The organism is Roseobacter sinensis (assembly GCF_025755255.1).
Classification (GTDB): Bacteria; Pseudomonadota; Alphaproteobacteria; order Rhodobacterales; family Rhodobacteraceae; genus Roseobacter; species Roseobacter sinensis.
The window spans coordinates 449,804-464,283 of record NZ_JALIEB010000001.1; the positions used below are offsets into that span (position 1 = coordinate 449,804).

17 protein-coding genes are annotated in these 14,480 nt (G+C 63.1%); 3 read left to right on the forward strand and 14 right to left on the reverse strand.

What is annotated here, in order from left to right; translation table 11 throughout:
• Window positions 1–75 precede the first annotated feature (75 nt).
• Entirely contained in the window at window positions 76–1,503 is a 1,428-nt protein-coding gene (locus MUB52_RS02260) for an aldehyde dehydrogenase family protein (RefSeq protein ID WP_263842555.1), read from the reverse strand.
• 138 nt (window positions 1,504–1,641) lie between these two features.
• Here MUB52_RS02260 and MUB52_RS02265 point away from each other — a divergent pair, with 138 nt between their 5' ends.
• Entirely contained in the window at window positions 1,642–2,295 is a 654-nt protein-coding gene (locus tag MUB52_RS02265; RefSeq protein ID WP_263842556.1) for a peroxiredoxin, read from the forward strand.
• 107 nt (window positions 2,296–2,402) lie between these two features.
• On the opposite strand, the gene MUB52_RS02270 is transcribed toward MUB52_RS02265, so the two are convergent.
• The 13 genes from MUB52_RS02270 to rbfA all read right to left on the reverse strand — a co-directional run bounded on the left by MUB52_RS02270 (window position 2,403) and on the right by rbfA (window position 13,075).
• Window positions 2,403–2,861 (reverse strand): Lrp/AsnC family transcriptional regulator, encoded by a 459-nt coding sequence (locus MUB52_RS02270; RefSeq protein WP_263842557.1) that lies wholly within the window; start codon window positions 2,859–2,861, stop codon window positions 2,403–2,405.
• 102 nt (window positions 2,862–2,963) lie between these two features.
• Window positions 2,964–3,962, reverse strand: coding sequence for an SGNH/GDSL hydrolase family protein (locus MUB52_RS02275; protein WP_263842558.1), 999 nt, complete (start codon window positions 3,960–3,962; stop codon window positions 2,964–2,966).
• Window positions 3,963–4,109: 147 nt separating this feature from the next.
• Window positions 4,110–6,248 (reverse strand): polyribonucleotide nucleotidyltransferase, encoded by a 2,139-nt coding sequence (gene pnp / locus MUB52_RS02280; protein WP_263842559.1) that lies wholly within the window; start codon window positions 6,246–6,248, stop codon window positions 4,110–4,112.
• Between the two features lie 166 nt (window positions 6,249–6,414).
• Window positions 6,415–6,933 (reverse strand): ASCH domain-containing protein, encoded by a 519-nt coding sequence (locus MUB52_RS02285; protein ID WP_263842560.1) that lies wholly within the window; start codon window positions 6,931–6,933, stop codon window positions 6,415–6,417.
• 227 nt (window positions 6,934–7,160) lie between these two features.
• A complete protein-coding gene (locus MUB52_RS02290) occupies window positions 7,161–7,589 on the reverse strand; it encodes a potassium channel family protein (protein ID WP_263842561.1) in 429 nt (142 codons plus the stop codon).
• Window positions 7,590–7,662: 73 nt separating this feature from the next.
• Window positions 7,663–8,253 (reverse strand): LysE family translocator, encoded by a 591-nt coding sequence (locus MUB52_RS02295; RefSeq protein ID WP_263842562.1) that lies wholly within the window; start codon window positions 8,251–8,253, stop codon window positions 7,663–7,665.
• A 158-nt stretch (window positions 8,254–8,411) separates the two neighbouring features.
• On the reverse strand, window positions 8,412–8,681 hold the full coding sequence (gene rpsO, locus MUB52_RS02300; protein ID WP_263842563.1) for a 30S ribosomal protein S15: 270 nt from the start codon (window positions 8,679–8,681) through the stop codon (window positions 8,412–8,414).
• A gap of 161 nt (window positions 8,682–8,842) precedes the next feature.
• On the reverse strand, window positions 8,843–9,502 hold the full coding sequence (locus MUB52_RS02305) for a hypothetical protein (protein ID WP_263842564.1): 660 nt from the start codon (window positions 9,500–9,502) through the stop codon (window positions 8,843–8,845).
• 103 nt (window positions 9,503–9,605) lie between these two features.
• The gene (locus MUB52_RS02310) at window positions 9,606–10,127 is read right to left on the reverse strand and encodes a DUF1643 domain-containing protein (protein ID WP_263842565.1); all 522 of its coding nucleotides are present in this window, start codon (window positions 10,125–10,127) and stop codon (window positions 9,606–9,608) included.
• A gap of 91 nt (window positions 10,128–10,218) precedes the next feature.
• The gene (locus MUB52_RS02315) at window positions 10,219–10,707 is read right to left on the reverse strand and encodes a hypothetical protein (protein WP_263842566.1); all 489 of its coding nucleotides are present in this window, start codon (window positions 10,705–10,707) and stop codon (window positions 10,219–10,221) included.
• 188 nt (window positions 10,708–10,895) lie between these two features.
• Window positions 10,896–11,807: a tRNA pseudouridine(55) synthase TruB gene (gene truB / locus MUB52_RS02320; protein ID WP_263842567.1), complete on the reverse strand. Its 912-nt coding sequence runs from the start codon at window positions 11,805–11,807 to the stop codon at window positions 10,896–10,898.
• 108 nt (window positions 11,808–11,915) lie between these two features.
• Window positions 11,916–12,656, reverse strand: a complete 741-nt coding sequence (locus MUB52_RS02325; RefSeq protein WP_263842568.1) for a phosphodiester glycosidase family protein — start codon at window positions 12,654–12,656, stop codon at window positions 11,916–11,918.
• Window positions 12,653–13,075, reverse strand: coding sequence for a 30S ribosome-binding factor RbfA (gene rbfA / locus MUB52_RS02330; RefSeq protein WP_263842569.1), 423 nt, complete (start codon window positions 13,073–13,075; stop codon window positions 12,653–12,655). The genes MUB52_RS02325 and rbfA overlap by 4 nt, the downstream gene beginning before the upstream one ends.
• An 88-nt stretch (window positions 13,076–13,163) precedes the next feature.
• On the opposite strand from rbfA, the gene dapB reads away from it, so the two are divergent.
• Together dapB and MUB52_RS02340 are read left to right on the forward strand one after the other, a co-directional pair.
• The gene (gene dapB / locus MUB52_RS02335; protein WP_263842570.1) at window positions 13,164–13,979 is read left to right on the forward strand and encodes a 4-hydroxy-tetrahydrodipicolinate reductase; all 816 of its coding nucleotides are present in this window, start codon (window positions 13,164–13,166) and stop codon (window positions 13,977–13,979) included.
• 85 nt (window positions 13,980–14,064) lie between these two features.
• A complete protein-coding gene (locus tag MUB52_RS02340) occupies window positions 14,065–14,421 on the forward strand; it encodes a dihydrodipicolinate reductase (protein WP_263842571.1) in 357 nt (118 codons plus the stop codon).
• Window positions 14,422–14,480: the final 59 nt, after the last annotated feature.

The following is a 14,480-nucleotide window of genomic DNA, read 5'->3' on the forward strand; positions in this document are numbered from 1 at the left end:
TGCGGACAGTGTGTCGCAGGGATGCGTGGTGAAATGGGTAAATGATTGGCAAAGATGGCTTTGTCGGCGAATGTGCTACTCCGCAGCCCAGCCCGAGACGGCCTTGACCTCCAGGAATTCCTCCAGCCCGTAGGCCCCGCCTTCTCGCCCGTTGCCGGATTGCTTGTAGCCGCCGAAGGGCGAGCCTTGCGCGAAGCCCTGACCGTTGGTCTCGACCATGCCCGAGCGCAGGCGGCGTGCCACCCGGCGGCGGCGTTCGTCATCCTCGGTCTGGACGTAGTTTGTGAGGCCGTAGGGCGTGTCATTGGCGATGGCGATGGCCTCCTCCTCCGTCTCGAAGCGGATGATCGAGAGCACGGGGCCAAAAATTTCCTCGCGGGCGATGGTCATGTCGTTGGTGACATCAGCAAAGACCGTGGGTTTGGCGTAGTAGCCGCGGTTCAGCCCATCTGGACGGCCCAGGCCACCGGCAACAAGCCGCGCCTCGGACATGCCTGTTTCGATCAGCGCCTGCACCTTGTCGTATTGCGCCTTGGAGACGAGCGGGCCGATATGCTTGCCCTCATCCGATGCCGGACCCACGCGCGTCGCGTTTGCGGTCTCGGCCGCCATCTCGACCGCTTCGTCATAGCGCGAGCTGTGCACCAGCATCCGCGTCGGCGCGTTGCAGGACTGGCCGGTGTTGCGGAAGCAGCGGATGGCGCCCTGCTTGGCGGCTTTGGGGTGGGCGTCCTCGAAGATGATGTTCGCCCCCTTGCCGCCAAGCTCGAGGCTGACGCGTTTCAGGGTGTCTGCGGCCGCCTTCGAGATGGCAATCCCGGCGCGGGTCGATCCGGTAAAGCTCACCATGTCGACGTCGGGATGCGCGGAGAGCTGGCTCCCCACGCCCGCGCCGTCGCCGTTCACCAGATTGAAAACGCCGGGCGGCACCCCTGCGTCATGCACGAATTCCGCAAAGAGCAGGCCGGAAAGAGGCGCGATTTCAGAGGGTTTGAGCACCATGGTGCAGCCGGTGGCCATCGCCGGAACCGCCTTGAGCACGATCTGGTTCATCGGCCAGTTCCAAGGCGTGATCAGGGCGCAGACGCCAACAGGCTCGAGCAGGGTTTTCTCGGTGGCTGTGAAGTCCCGCTCGAAACTGAAATCGTCGAAGGCCTTGAGGAAGCCCTCAAGATGCCAGCTGCCCGCACCGACCTGCTGCGCGCGGGCGAGATCGATGGGCGCGCCCATCTCCATCGACATGGCCTGCGCCATCTCTTCGGCGCGGGCATTGTAGATCTCGAGCAGCTTTTTCAGCAGGGCAGTGCGCTCGTCCTTGGTGGTCTGAGACCAGCTGTCGAAGGCGATGCGGGCCGCAGCCACGGCAGCATCGGTGTCGGCCTGCCCGCCGAGCGAGATCACCGCGCATTGCTCTTCGGTGGAGGGGTCGATGACAGCGAAGTCATTGGGCGCACTCGGTGCAACCCATTGACCGTTTATGTAAAAATCGCGCTTTTCCAGCATGGTGATGGTCCTTCGAGTCTAAGGTTGGCGGCACTCTGTCACCCGCAACATGGGGCTGCAAGAGAGGGGATGAAACCCGCCTGTGATGTGATTAAGTTAACGCCACGAGTCATCAAGAGCATTGCACCGGAGGACACCATGGGCTTGCGCATCAACGACACCATACCGAACCTGACCGTCGAAACCGACCATGGCACCCTTCAGTTGCATGACTGGATCGGCGACAGCTGGGCGATCCTCTTCTCGCACCCCAAGGATTTTACCCCTGTTTGCACCACGGAGTTCGGCGCGGTCGCGCAGCTTGCCGACGAGTGGGAAAAGCGTGGCACCAAAGTGATCGGCGTCTCCGTCGACGGTGTGGAGGACCACAAGAAGTGGAAGGAAGACATCGAGAAAGTCGGCGGCGCCAAGGCGGGCTTTCCGATCATCGCGGATGACGGGCTGGAGGTGTCAAAGGCCTTCGACATGCTGCCGGCCGAAGCGTACCTGCCCGACGGACGCACACCAGCCGACAGCGCGACCGTGCGCTCGGTCTTCATCATCGGGCCGGACAAGCAGCTGAAGCTGAGCATGACCTATCCGATGACCGTCGGGCGCAACTTCGCCGAGGTGCTGCGGGCGCTCGACGGCTTGCAGACCAGCGTCGGCAAAGGGGTGGCGACGCCTGCCAACTGGAACGTAGGCGACGATGTTATCATCCCGGCGACGGTCTCGGATGAGGACGCGAAGGCGAAGTTCGGCGAGTTCACGACCGTGCTGCCCTATCTGCGGACGACGAAAGCGCCGGAGTAGGTTTACTGGGCTCCAGCCTCTTTTCTTTGCCCGGCCGGTCGGCCGGGCGGGACATCTAAGCGCGGCGTTCAAAAAAAGCACATTGCGAGAGCGCTTCGAAGCGGCCTTCAAATCGGAAGTTCGGTGGTCGACTTGAGCTCTTTCAGAACGAAGCTCGAATGCACACCGCGCACGATCTCGTTGCGCAGCAGCGTGTGGGTCATAAAGCTTTCATAGGCTTCCACATCTGCAACGCGGATCTTCAACTGGTAGTCGGCGCTGCCCGAGGTGGCATAGCACTCCACGATCTCGGGATGGCCCTCGATCAGCTGCGCAAACCCCGCCACCGTCTTTTCCGCGTGATCGCGCAAGGTGATCGCGGCCAGAACGCAGAGCTTGCAGTCGACTTTCGAGGGATCGAGCAGCGCCACACGTGCGATAATCAGCCCCGCGCGCTCGAAGTCCTGCATGCGCCGCCAGACGGTGCTTTGCGCCATGCCGCAGCGCTCCGCCAGCTGGGCCAGTGAGAGGCTCGCATCGCGTTGAATTTCCCGCAAAAGTCGCTGATCTGTGGGCGAAAGCTTCATTCTGGCTCCATTGCCGAGATATCTCCCAAGCATAGAACCATTCTTGAACAAAAGAACCCCCGACGCGAAGCAGGGAGTCTCGATCAGCGTCGATGCGCGGATTTAAGCTTGGCGCCGACGCGCAATGACCCCAAAGACGCCAAGACCGGCCAGCAGGAGCGGTAATCCGGCCGGCAGCGGTACCGGTGTGAGTCCTGGCAGCCCGTCGGTTTGCGCGATGGCCCCCTGAGCAATCAGTTCGTGCGGCAGCGCGCTGGGATGCACGCCATCGACGAAGAAAAACTGATCTGCCGACGCAGGGGTCGGGCAGATGTTCGGGTCGGCCGGGTTGGCAAGGCTGGGCGTGCAGACCGCATCCAGTCGCAGGCCGAGCGCATCGGCTTGCCCGAGCAGGGTGTCGAACTGCGTGAAGAGATCGAAGACTTCGTAGTTGAAGCTCGTATCCTCGAAGGTCGCATGGAAGGCGAGCTCGGCCTCCAGTGTCGCATTGAAAAGCTGAACGCCTCCGCTGAGCAGGGTCCGTTCGAGATCGGTGAGACCGGCGGATCCCGGGATGCGGCTGAGGTCCGGCAGGTTGAAGACAATAAAATTGTCGAAGTTGTCCACGGTCGAAATGTCTTTGACCGTGTCGACGACCTTGCCCGCCAGCGCGATCGGGTCAAACCCCGGCTCATCGCCGCGTTGGAAGAAGTCGTTTGCGCCGAAGAGCGCCGTGACAAGCGGGGTGTCGCCCGAGAGTAGGGCCGCACCGCTGGACTGCAGGGTGCTGGCCTGTCGGGCGAAGGTGCCGAAGGCGGCAGAGGCTGCGGGTGGCGTGATGGCGTCGTTGTCGTTCACATCTCCGGCCGTTGCGCCACCCAATGCGAAATTGAAGTTGGGCAGGCCAGATTGTTCAAAAAGATCGGCAATGTATTCGGCATAGACCGGCCCGTTGGAAAAGCGGCCGTCCAGGCTGGGCGCCGGCAGCGTACCGGCCTTGCCGTCGTCGGTCAGACTGTCGCCAAAGGCGTAATAGCTTGTGAAATCCACATCGAATGTGCTGGCCTGCGCGACCGTCGTGAGCCCGAGGGCCAATCCCAGCGAAAGAATATGATGTCTCATGAAAGCCCTCCCAAGCCTCTGGCGGGAAGGGTAACACCGTTTTGTGACACGCCTAGCCTTACCTTGCGCAAGGGCGCACACGACGCTGCGTCAAGAAAAAGGCCCCAGCGTTTCCGCCAGGGCCCGATCTTGCGTTGACCAGCAGAGTTATTCCTCTGCGGGCGCCGCCTCTTTCTTGAGTTCTTCGCCGGTCTCCTGGTCTACGACCTTCATCGACAGGCGCACCTTGCCGCGATCGTCAAAGCCCAGAAGCTTCACTTTCACTTCCTGACCTTCCTTCAGCACGTCGCTGGGATGGTTCAGGCGGCGGTTCTCGATCTGGCTGACGTGCACGAGGCCGTCGCGCTTGCCGAAGAAGTTCACGAAGGCGCCGAAGTCGACGATCTTCACGACTGTCCCGGTGTAGATCTGGCCCTCCTCGGGCTCGGCCACGATGGAGTGGATCATGTCGTAGGCCTTCTTGATGGCTTCGCCGTTGGGCGAGGCGATCTTGATGGTGCCTTCGTCGTTGATGTCCACCTTCGCGCCGGAGACTTCCACGATCTCACGGATGACCTTGCCGCCGGAGCCGATGACTTCGCGGATCTTGTCGGTCGGGATCTGCATGGTCTCGATGCGTGGGGCGTGCACGGAGAAGTCCGCAGCCCCGGTGATGGCCTTGTTCATCTCGCCGAGGATGTGCATCCGGCCGTCCTTGGCCTGCGCGAGGGCCTTCTCCATGATTTCCGGCGTGATGCCGGCGACCTTGATGTCCATCTGCAGCGAGGTGATGCCGTTCTCGGTGCCTGCGACCTTGAAGTCCATATCGCCCAGGTGGTCCTCATCCCCAAGGATATCGCTGAGAATCGCGTAGGAGCCGTCCTCTTCGAGGATCAGACCCATGGCAACACCGGCAACGGCCGATTTCAGCGGCACGCCCGCGTCCATCATCGACAGCGACCCGCCACAGACCGATGCCATGGAGGAGGAGCCGTTGGATTCGGTGATCTCAGAGACCACGCGGATTGTGTAAGGGAAGTCCGTCGCCGCTGGCAGCACCGCTTGCAGCGCGCGCCAGGCGAGCTTGCCGTGGCCGATTTCGCGCCGTCCCGGAGGGCCCACGCGGCCTGCTTCGCCGACCGAATAGGGCGGGAAGTTGTAGTGCAGCAGGAAGTTGGATTTGAAGTTGCCATGCAGCGCGTCGATGAACTGCTCATCGTCACCGGTGCCGAGCGTGGTGATCACGAGGCCTTGTGTTTCGCCGCGGGTGAAGAGCGCCGAGCCATGGGTGCGTGGCAAGAGGCCGGTTTCACAGACGATGTCGCGGATCTCGTCCGTCTTCCGCCCGTCGATCCGTTTGCCGGTCTTCACCACATCGCCGCGCAGGATCGAGGCTTCGAGCTTTTTCAGCGCGGAGCCCAAGTTCGGGTCTTCGGCCTGCTCCTCGGTCAGCGCTGCGACGATGGCCTCGCGGGCGGCGGCCACGGCCGTGGTCCGCTCCTGTTTGTCGGTGATCGCAAAGGCCGCGCGCATCTGCTCTTCGCCCGCGGATTTCACCGCCGCGTAGAGGTCGCTGTAATCCGGCGGGCTGAAGTCGAAGGGTTCTTTCGCCGCGTCTTCCGCCAGGGCGATGATCAGATCGATCACCGGCTGGATCTGTTCATGCGCGAAGGTGACGGCGCCCAGCATCTCGGCTTCGGTCAGCTCGTAGGCTTCCGATTCCACCATCATCACCGCGTCCTTGGTGCCAGCGACCACCAGATCAAGCCGCTGCTCGGGGTTCAGGCGCAGGTCCTGCATGTCGTCCACGGTGGGGTTCAACACGTATTCGCCATCCTCGAAGCCGACGCGCGCACCGGCGATCGGGCCCATGAAGGGCGCGCCCGAGATGGTCAGCGCCGCAGATGCCGCGATCATCGCCACGATGTCGGGGTCATTGACCAGATCGTGGGAGAGCACGGTGCACATCACCAGCACTTCGTTCTTGAAGCCCGGCACGAAGAGCGGACGGATCGGACGGTCGATCAGACGCGCGGTCAGCGTCTCTTTCTCGGTTGGGCGCGCCTCGCGCTTGAAAAAGCCGCCCGGCACCTTGCCGGCGGCGTAGTATTTCTCTTGGTAGTGCACGGTCAGGGGAAAGAAGTCCTGACCTTCCTTGGCTTTCTTTGCGAAGGTGACGTTCGCCATCACGCTGGTCTCGCCCAGCGTCGCAATCACCGACCCATCCGCCTGACGGGCCACTTTTCCGGTTTCCAGTGTGAGCGTTTCCTCGCCCCACTGCATCGATTTTTTCGTTTCGTTGAACATCTAGGTTCCTCAAGTTGGCCCATTGGCCATTGCATAGGGGGCGAATTCCCCCTGACCTCGGTATCTTCTTTGTCAGGCGCTGAGGTCCGGGCGCCGGCTTTCAGATTGCGCGTACGTACACGAGATTGCGGGCGTTGGAAAGAGACGCATTCCGCGACGGTAAGCCCTAGCTCCAAGGCTTTTTCGGCGGGGTTTTGTAGGCCGGTGGAGCCTCCGGGAAGAGATCGCCCGTCGCGCTGTCGGCACCGCGACCAAAGCGCAGCATCCAGGGTTTGGGTGCGGCGATCTCCCCGCCCGGGGCCCATTCGAAATACCCCAGCGCGCCGCTGGCGGGGATCGGCTCGATGGGCTGGGGGTTCTCCAGCAGAAGACCGGCCTCGCCGCCGAACCAGGGACTGTCGCTTGTCGTTATGATCTCGACGACGTCCACAGTGCCGATGATGGCGCCGCGGATCAGCGCCTCGGGGCGTGGGCAGGTGGTGCCGTGCTGGGCAAAGCGCCAGTGCAGGTAGCGGTACTCGTCCTCCTTCATGCCGGTGGCGGCATGGATGCAGATGGGGCCGGGGGCCATGTCACCCGCGCGGATCGCGCCGAGGCTGCGATTCTCGATGATCTTCGGCCCATGGATGATGGCCCAGGCCGAGGGCTGGCGGACCGAGAGGGCGAGGCGGGGGAGATCATGCATGGGGCGGAGGTAGGTCGGGATGTGGCGCGCGCCATCGCATCTCGTTTTGATTTGTGCGCACCGCCTTGTCACGTCCCGCCCGGCTGACCGGCCGGGCATCGCCCGACCTCCCCCCGGAGGGCGATTTCGACGTTTGAAATGAACAGGAGGTCAACGCCTTTTTGAGATGTCGGAAACCGCGCGGCCGTTCCAAACGCCCTCCACGCTCTGGGATCGTCCCTTGGCTGTCAGAGATCCTTTTCGCCCAGGATGCGGGTGAAGAGGCCCACCACGACAGCGGTTGTCATGCCGAACATCAGAATGCCCGTCACCGAGATCATCGCCCCCATGATCCGGTGTTCGGGATCAAGCACCACATCGCCGTACCCCACGGTCGTGTAGGTCACCAGCGAGTAATAGATCGGCGCCTCGTATCCCGGCAGCGCGCCTGAGATCCAGAGCGTAAAGGCCGAGATATAGATCTGGACGGTGTGCGAGCCCAAAAGCACCAGAAACAGCGCGCCAGTCACGATCATCTGATGCCGCGTGCTGCGGCTGGCGTCGAAGTGATCGTGGTGCCGCAGGTGGCGGACCATGCGGCCGATCACCAGAATGTGCAGCATGGCACAGACCAGCAGCAGCGCGCTGCCGAAGACGATCTGGAGAAGGACGGGCATATCTTTCCACCAAAGGGCCGTTTCGCAGATTTTCAGGGGTGTACGCGGAGCGGCAGACGATGTCCAACGCGCGTCACGCTTGTGACAGCGCCGCAAGCAGAACCACCGCCATCATCGAGGCCGCCATGGCGATATTGATCGTGCGCTGGATGTGGTGCGGCAGGTTCATGCGCTGCAAGGTGATGCCGAGCCACAGCCACGCGAAGTGGATCGGGATCCAAATGGCGTTCACGATCAGAAACTTGAGGGCGATCTCGACGGCGAAGCTTTGTGGCCAGAAGCCAAAGCCGCTGAAGAGTGCGGTGTTGACCGCATAGGCTTTCGGGTTGATCGCTTGCAACAGGATCCCTCCGCCGACGCCGGGTGGCTTGGCGCGTTCGATGAAGGCGACCTTGCTGCCCGCCAGCGCGATGCGCAGCGCGAGATACGCCAGATAGGCGACCGAAGCGAAGAAGAGCAGGGTGCGCAGACGATCATCGGCGAGAATGGCCGCCGTCACGCCCGAGACCACGGCGAGTGAGACGAGGTTGGTGCCGATGAAAAGGCCCAAAACATAGCGGCTGCCGGCCCGAGCGCCGAAGGCGGCCCCCACCCCCGCCGTCGACAGTACGCCGGGCCCGGGGGTGATGATCAGGAAGAAGACGGCGGCGGCGAAGGTGAGCATGAGCGCACTCTATGCAGCCGGGGCCGGGGGTAAAGAAAAACCGCGCCGGATGAGGCGCGGTTTGTTCTCGAACTGAACCGGGTGATGGACCGTTGGCATGCAGAGCACGCCGACATATCCGCACGCGGAGTAGATCGCCTTGCGATGTGTTTCCGGAGTTATCTCCGGAGGCCGAGGCGTTTGATCAGGTCCTGGTAGCGCGCCTCATCCTTGCCTTTGACGTAGTCGAGAAGCTTGCGGCGCGTGGCCACCATCTTCAGCAGACCACGGCGGCCATGGTTGTCTTTCTTGTGGGTCTTGAAGTGCTCGGTCAGCGTCGCGATGCGCGACGACAAGATGGCAACCTGAACTTCCGGCGAGCCGGTGTCGCCGTCCTTGGTTGCGAAGTCCTTCATGACGCGGGCTTTTTCTTCTGCAGTGATCGACATCGGGGGCTCCTGTATCAAAAGTTGCGGTCAAGGCACAGGCCGGGATGTCGTCCAGCGCAGGCCCATGGAGTAACCCGCGCGAGAGAGATTCTGCGTGGGACTGCGGGCGTATAAGCGCCCGATCACAAAATAGCAATCGTTGAATTGACCGCGCCGCGCGCTCAGGCTGCTTCGAGGCCCACCGCCATGGCCGAGCTGAGCGGTATCAGGGTCAGATCCGCGACGCTCAGGCCGCTGTCGCCATAGACCTCCGCCACGGTCTCGCCGTTCATGGAGACATACATGACGTCCGGGTGTTCCGGATCGGACAGGACGTCCACATGCGGCTCTGCCGTCATTGGGTCGGTGTCGTCCCAGACGACCATCAGGCTGTCGTTGTCGGCCTCGTAGTCGAGGATGTCGGCGCCCACGCGTTCGGCAATCCAATCGCTGAGCAGCTGATCGAGTGGTGCCGCAGCATCGTCCATCTGCGCCTCCGGTGTATCAAGCAGGTCAGTGCCGGTGACGAAGGGCGCCATCTCTGGCTGGTGTTCTGCAGCGCTCTCAATGTCGGCCATCACCTCGTTCAAAACAGCGTCACCCCACCCCGGCCCGGTCGGCGCAATCGGTGCTGCGTTGACGTCGACGTTGGTGCCAGACTGCAAAAGCCCGTCCTCGGTGCTGTGCTCCCTGATCTGATCGAGCAGGAGATCGCCCGATCCCAAGTGGATGTTTTCATCCTCCGGCACGCCGCTCTCTTCGTCCACCGTGTCCGGCTTGACGCCGACAAACGCCGCGGCCCCGACACCGGCCATACCTACCAAACCTGCCAACCAGAGCATGTGATCCCGACCTCGTTCACCTCTTACCGAACCGCGCCTTCCGACAAGGTGCCGGATAGACGCGCCCCAAAAAGCGGCTTAGGGCCAATTTCTAACCAATATGTTAACGCTCAACCGGCAAATCCCAGCGCTCGGGCGCCTGCGCATATGGCAGGTAGAGCGGATGGCGCGGGTGGCCGGCCTTGGATGTGCCCAGGTGGTGCAGGACGCAGTCCGCCCCGGACAGAAGCTCGGCGACAGCGGCGCCACGCGCCAGATGGACCCCGTGCACGCCCCAGGCCGCGATCACCTGGTCTGCCCGTTTCGCCGCCTCAACCAGGATCGCGTCGTTCTCCGGCCCGACGGGATCGGCGGCTTTGCGCAGGGCCCGCGGATCGGTCTCGCGCCAGGCGAAGATATTCGTGACCTCGAAGGCTCCGAAGCCCAGCTGCCGGGCACGGCGTTCGCAGCGTTCGACCGTGGGGTCGTTGCGCCGCTCGTCGGCGGTCGATGGGTTCAGCATCACGAAGTTGACCCGCGGCCTTGTACCATCCCAGACGCGGGTGAGACTGTAACGATAGCAGCCGCAGTCGGAGTAGAGGGCGGTGGAGAAGATGCCGTCCGCATGATGGGTTCGGGTGTGCATGACGTGTCTTGCCAGTCGATCACGACTTGGGCAAGGGGCATCGAAAAAGGCCGCCCGGGTCGGCGGCCTTGGTTGGATTATCCTTGCGATATCAGCCCATTGCGGCAGCGCGCTTCAGCGGCAACTCCATGACCTCGCCGCGCAGTTCCAGCGTCGCCGCGGCGACAACGGCGTAGACCACATGCCCCCAGAGCGCGACCCAGGTGATGCCGGTAAAGCCGAGAAAGGGCTTCATGCCCGCCACGAGGTGCGCCATGCCATAAAGCGCGAAGGCCCAGAGGGCGACACCGTAGACCACAGCGGTGATGCCCCAGTGCAGCTGCGGCAGCACAGCGCGCTGCACGGGACGCGCGATCGCATAGTAGCCGATCACGTAGAACAGAAGGCCGGTCACGGTGTGAAGCAGGTAGGCGGCACCGGAGGGCGCTGCACCAAAAACAGATTTGAGTGTCGCACCGGCGAGTCCGACGGGTGCAAGTTTGGCATAGCCAAAGAGCGGGCTGAGCGCCTGGCCGAAAGTATCAAAGGCGATGGTGGCGAAGGCGCCGGCGGTCAGGACGGTGAAGATCGTGCGTGTCATGTCGAGTGTCTCCGGGTTGGGTCGGTTTGTGTCGTCTGACCCGAATATGACAAGCCTGGGCGGGCCTGTGCAGGGGCCTCACACAAGGCTTATCGTCGAAACGATTTTCGTAACATTCTTTGTAATAACCCGACGTTTTCGCTGACATCCGCGCGAGAATTACAACCGTTTGTAATATTCGGGACTGGTTAGTTCCGAATGTTCAAGACGCGACTCGGGTGCAGCTCGCCCGATTTGTAGCGCCCGATAGCCACGGCACGGCCCTCAAAGGAGGCCCAGGCCTCTTCGCCGTAGTCCACATCGCTGGCCAAGACCATGCCGGGATTGCCGTTGCGCAGCCGTGCAGCCCCCTCGGCGGTCGCCTTCACCTCGGGCAGATCGGCAAGCGCCATCTCGACCGGGCGCAGGTGGTCGTCCAGCGCGGGGGTGCGGGCCATCTCGTCGATCTGTTCGAGGCTGAGCCCCTCTTCCGCATCGAAGGGACCCGACCAGATCCGGCGCAAGTCGCGGACATGACCGTAACAGCCAAGCGCCTGGCCCAGATCCCGCGCGATGGCGCGCACATAGCCGCCCTTGCCGCAGATCAGCTCCAGCGTGACATGGTCGGCGTCCGGCATGTCGATAAGCAAATGGCTCTCGACATATAGCGGCCGGGCCGCGATCTCCATCGTCTCGCCGTCACGGGCGCGCTTGTAGGCCCGCGCGCCGTCGATCTTGACGGCGGAGAACTGTGGCGGCACCTGCTCGATGTCACCGACAAAGTCGCTGAGTGCTGCCTTGATCTCCTCTTCGCTGGGGCGCAGGGCGCTTTCGGCGATCACCTCACCCTCGGCATCGTCGGTATTGGTGGCCTGACCCAGCCGCACGGTAAACTCATAGGCCTTCAGCGCGTCGGTCACGTAAGGCACGGTCTTGGTCGCCTCGCCCAGAGCGACGGCCAGAACGCCGGTGGCCTCCGGGTCGAGCGTGCCCGCGTGCCCCGCCTTCTTGGCATTCAGCGCCCAGCGGACCTTGTTCACCACGGCGGTCGAGGTCAGCCCCGCGGGCTTGTCCACCACCAGCCAACCGGAGATGTCTCTGCCTTGACGTCTGCGCCCCATGATGCCTCGCGTGATGTGAGAACGCTCCTCATAGCGGCTTCACAGGCGGACGGCCAGAGGGCGCTGCCTTCTTCTGGCTGAAAATATCCCCGCCGGAGGCATGAACCTCTACTCCGACGGTGCCACCACCCCGACGATAGGGCCGAGGCTGAACCCGAAATCGCTGCGCCCCAAGGCTGGCGCATAGAGCCGCGAGATCTTGCCATCGAAGTAGAGCGCGTTGGGCAATGCCAGATGATCGCGGAAGAGCCGCCCGAAATCGTAAAAATTCACCGGTTCATCCGAGATCGCGAAGACCACGCGCCGCCCGTCGTCGGAGGTGCCCACCCCGTTGCGGATGAACTTCGAGGTGCCGTCTTCGAGAAACCGCGGATGCAGCGCGCCGTCGATCACAAGCATCGGGCCGGACTGCGTGGCATCCTCGCAGTCCGGGGCGCTGGCGACAAAAGCCGAGGTCTCGAACACATCGGCGCGCCCCTCGCGCAGGCAGAAGACACCGTTGGGCAAAAGCCCGAAGTTGCCGGGCCCTGCGCTTTCGATCACCCGCATGACCTCACGCCCGTCCTCCACATAATGGCCCACGGGTGCGCGGTTGTCGTGATACATGCCGGCATTCATCGCAAAGACGAGCTGCAGGTTTTTGGAGGCCAGCGCGCGGTTGATGTTGGAGAACTGGCCCAGCGGTGCACCATCCTCGCCGTAGAGGAACAGCTCCAATGTCTCGGTGGCCGCATCGACTTCACAGATTGTGTAGCGCGCACCCTCGAAGGGCTCGGTCCGGCAGTCGACAGCCGTCGCGCTCTGCGCCAGCAGCGCCAGCCCGGCCGCGATGACGCCCGTGCGGATCATTCGGCTCCGCGCTCCTCCGCGTCGGTTTTCTGCGTATCCCGGCGCACCTCTTCGCGGCCCAGCATTTCGCGGGTTTCGTCCATCCGATCGAACGTGTCATCCAGCTGAAAGCGCAGGTCCGGCGCAAACTTCAGAGCGAGCTTCTTGGAAATGATTCGCCGCAGCTCGCCCTTGTTCCGTGCCAGCAGTGCGATCACCTCGTCCTGGCCGCGCCCGCCCAAGGGCAAGACATAGGCGGTGGCGATCTTGAGATCGGGCGAGGTGCGCACTTCACCCACGGTGATCGACATCCGATTCAGATCGGGGTCATGCACATCGCCGCGTGCCAGAACATCCGAAAGCGCGCGGCGAATGAGCTCGCCCACGCGGAGTTGCCGCTGCGAGGGCCCCGGCCCATCGTGAAACTTGTTCTTGCCCATGCGCCCCATCTAAGCGGTCGCAGAGGCTTTGCCAAGCGCGGGGTGGCGCGATAAGCAGAGGCCCGGAGTTTGCGCGAGGGAGAGCGGGATGGGCGAGCAGATGAGACTTGTGGTGACGGGTGTGTCGGGCCGGATGGGCCGCATGCTGGTCGAGACCATTGCTGGCTCGGACCGCGCGGTGCTGACCGGTGCGCTCGAGCGGAGCGGCCATGACTGGATCGGGCGCGATCTCGGCGCGGCCATGGGGGGCGCCGACAGCGGTGTGATCGTCAGCGACGATTTAGCGGTATTTGCGGATGCCGACGCGGTGATTGATTTCACGGCTCCTGCGGCCACCCTCCGCTTTGCAAGGGCCGCGGCCAAGGCGCGCGTCGCGCATGTGATCGGCACCACGGGCATGACGGCCGAGGAGATTGCGCAGCTCGACAGCCCCGCGCGGCAGACCGTGATCGTCCGGGCGGGCAACATGAGCTTGGGTGTGAACCTGCTGGTGCAATTGACCAAACGCGTCGCGGCCGCGCTCGATGCGGATTACGACATCGAGATCATCGAGGCACATCACAATCAGAAGGTCGACGCGCCCTCGGGCACCGCGCTGATGCTGGGCGAGGCCGCTGCCGAAGGCCGAGGTGTGACACTGGCCGAGATGTCTGACCGGGCGCGCGACGGGATCACCGGCGCCCGCGAGCCGGGCCGGATCGGCTTCACGGCGATCCGGGGCGGCGACATCGTGGGTGAGCATGACGTCATGTTTGCCGCGGCAGGCGAGCGGATCATTCTGCGCCACGTGGCCTCCGACAGGTCGGTTTTCGCTCGCGGTGCCCTGAAAGCGGCCCTTTGGACCCGTGGCAAGGCGCCAGGCGCTTATGACATGCTCGATGTTCTCGGGCTCTCTGAGCAATAATTCGCCGGTTGGTCACGGTTTGAGAAAACCAAACTCCGCGATGCTGCGTATAATTTTTTATAGCATCAAACGGGAGCTTGGATCGATGCGGATTGTGATGCGTGTGATGACCGCTGCCGCGGTGATGATGGCGAGCTCTGCCGCGGCTGAATTTGCCAAAGTCGACAGCCAGGACGAGTTCATCTCGCTGATCCAGGGCAAGGAACTGCGGCGTCCCTTCGTCCGGCTTGAAGTGTCGAGCGAAGGGCAGATCTCGGGCATGGGTGCGGCTTGGCCGGTCACAGGAAGCTGGACCTGGCAAGAGGGCTACTTCTGCCGTGATCTGTTTTGGGATGGCGACCCTCTGGGATACAACTGTCAGGAAGTGCGGGCGCATGAGAACCGCATCATCTTCACCTCGGACCGCGGAACGGGCGACTCGGCGGAGTTCCGGCTGAGATAGTCGGACCCTGATCCAAAGGAACGCGCTGCGCGCGTACGCCATTCTCGATGTGCGGGTGG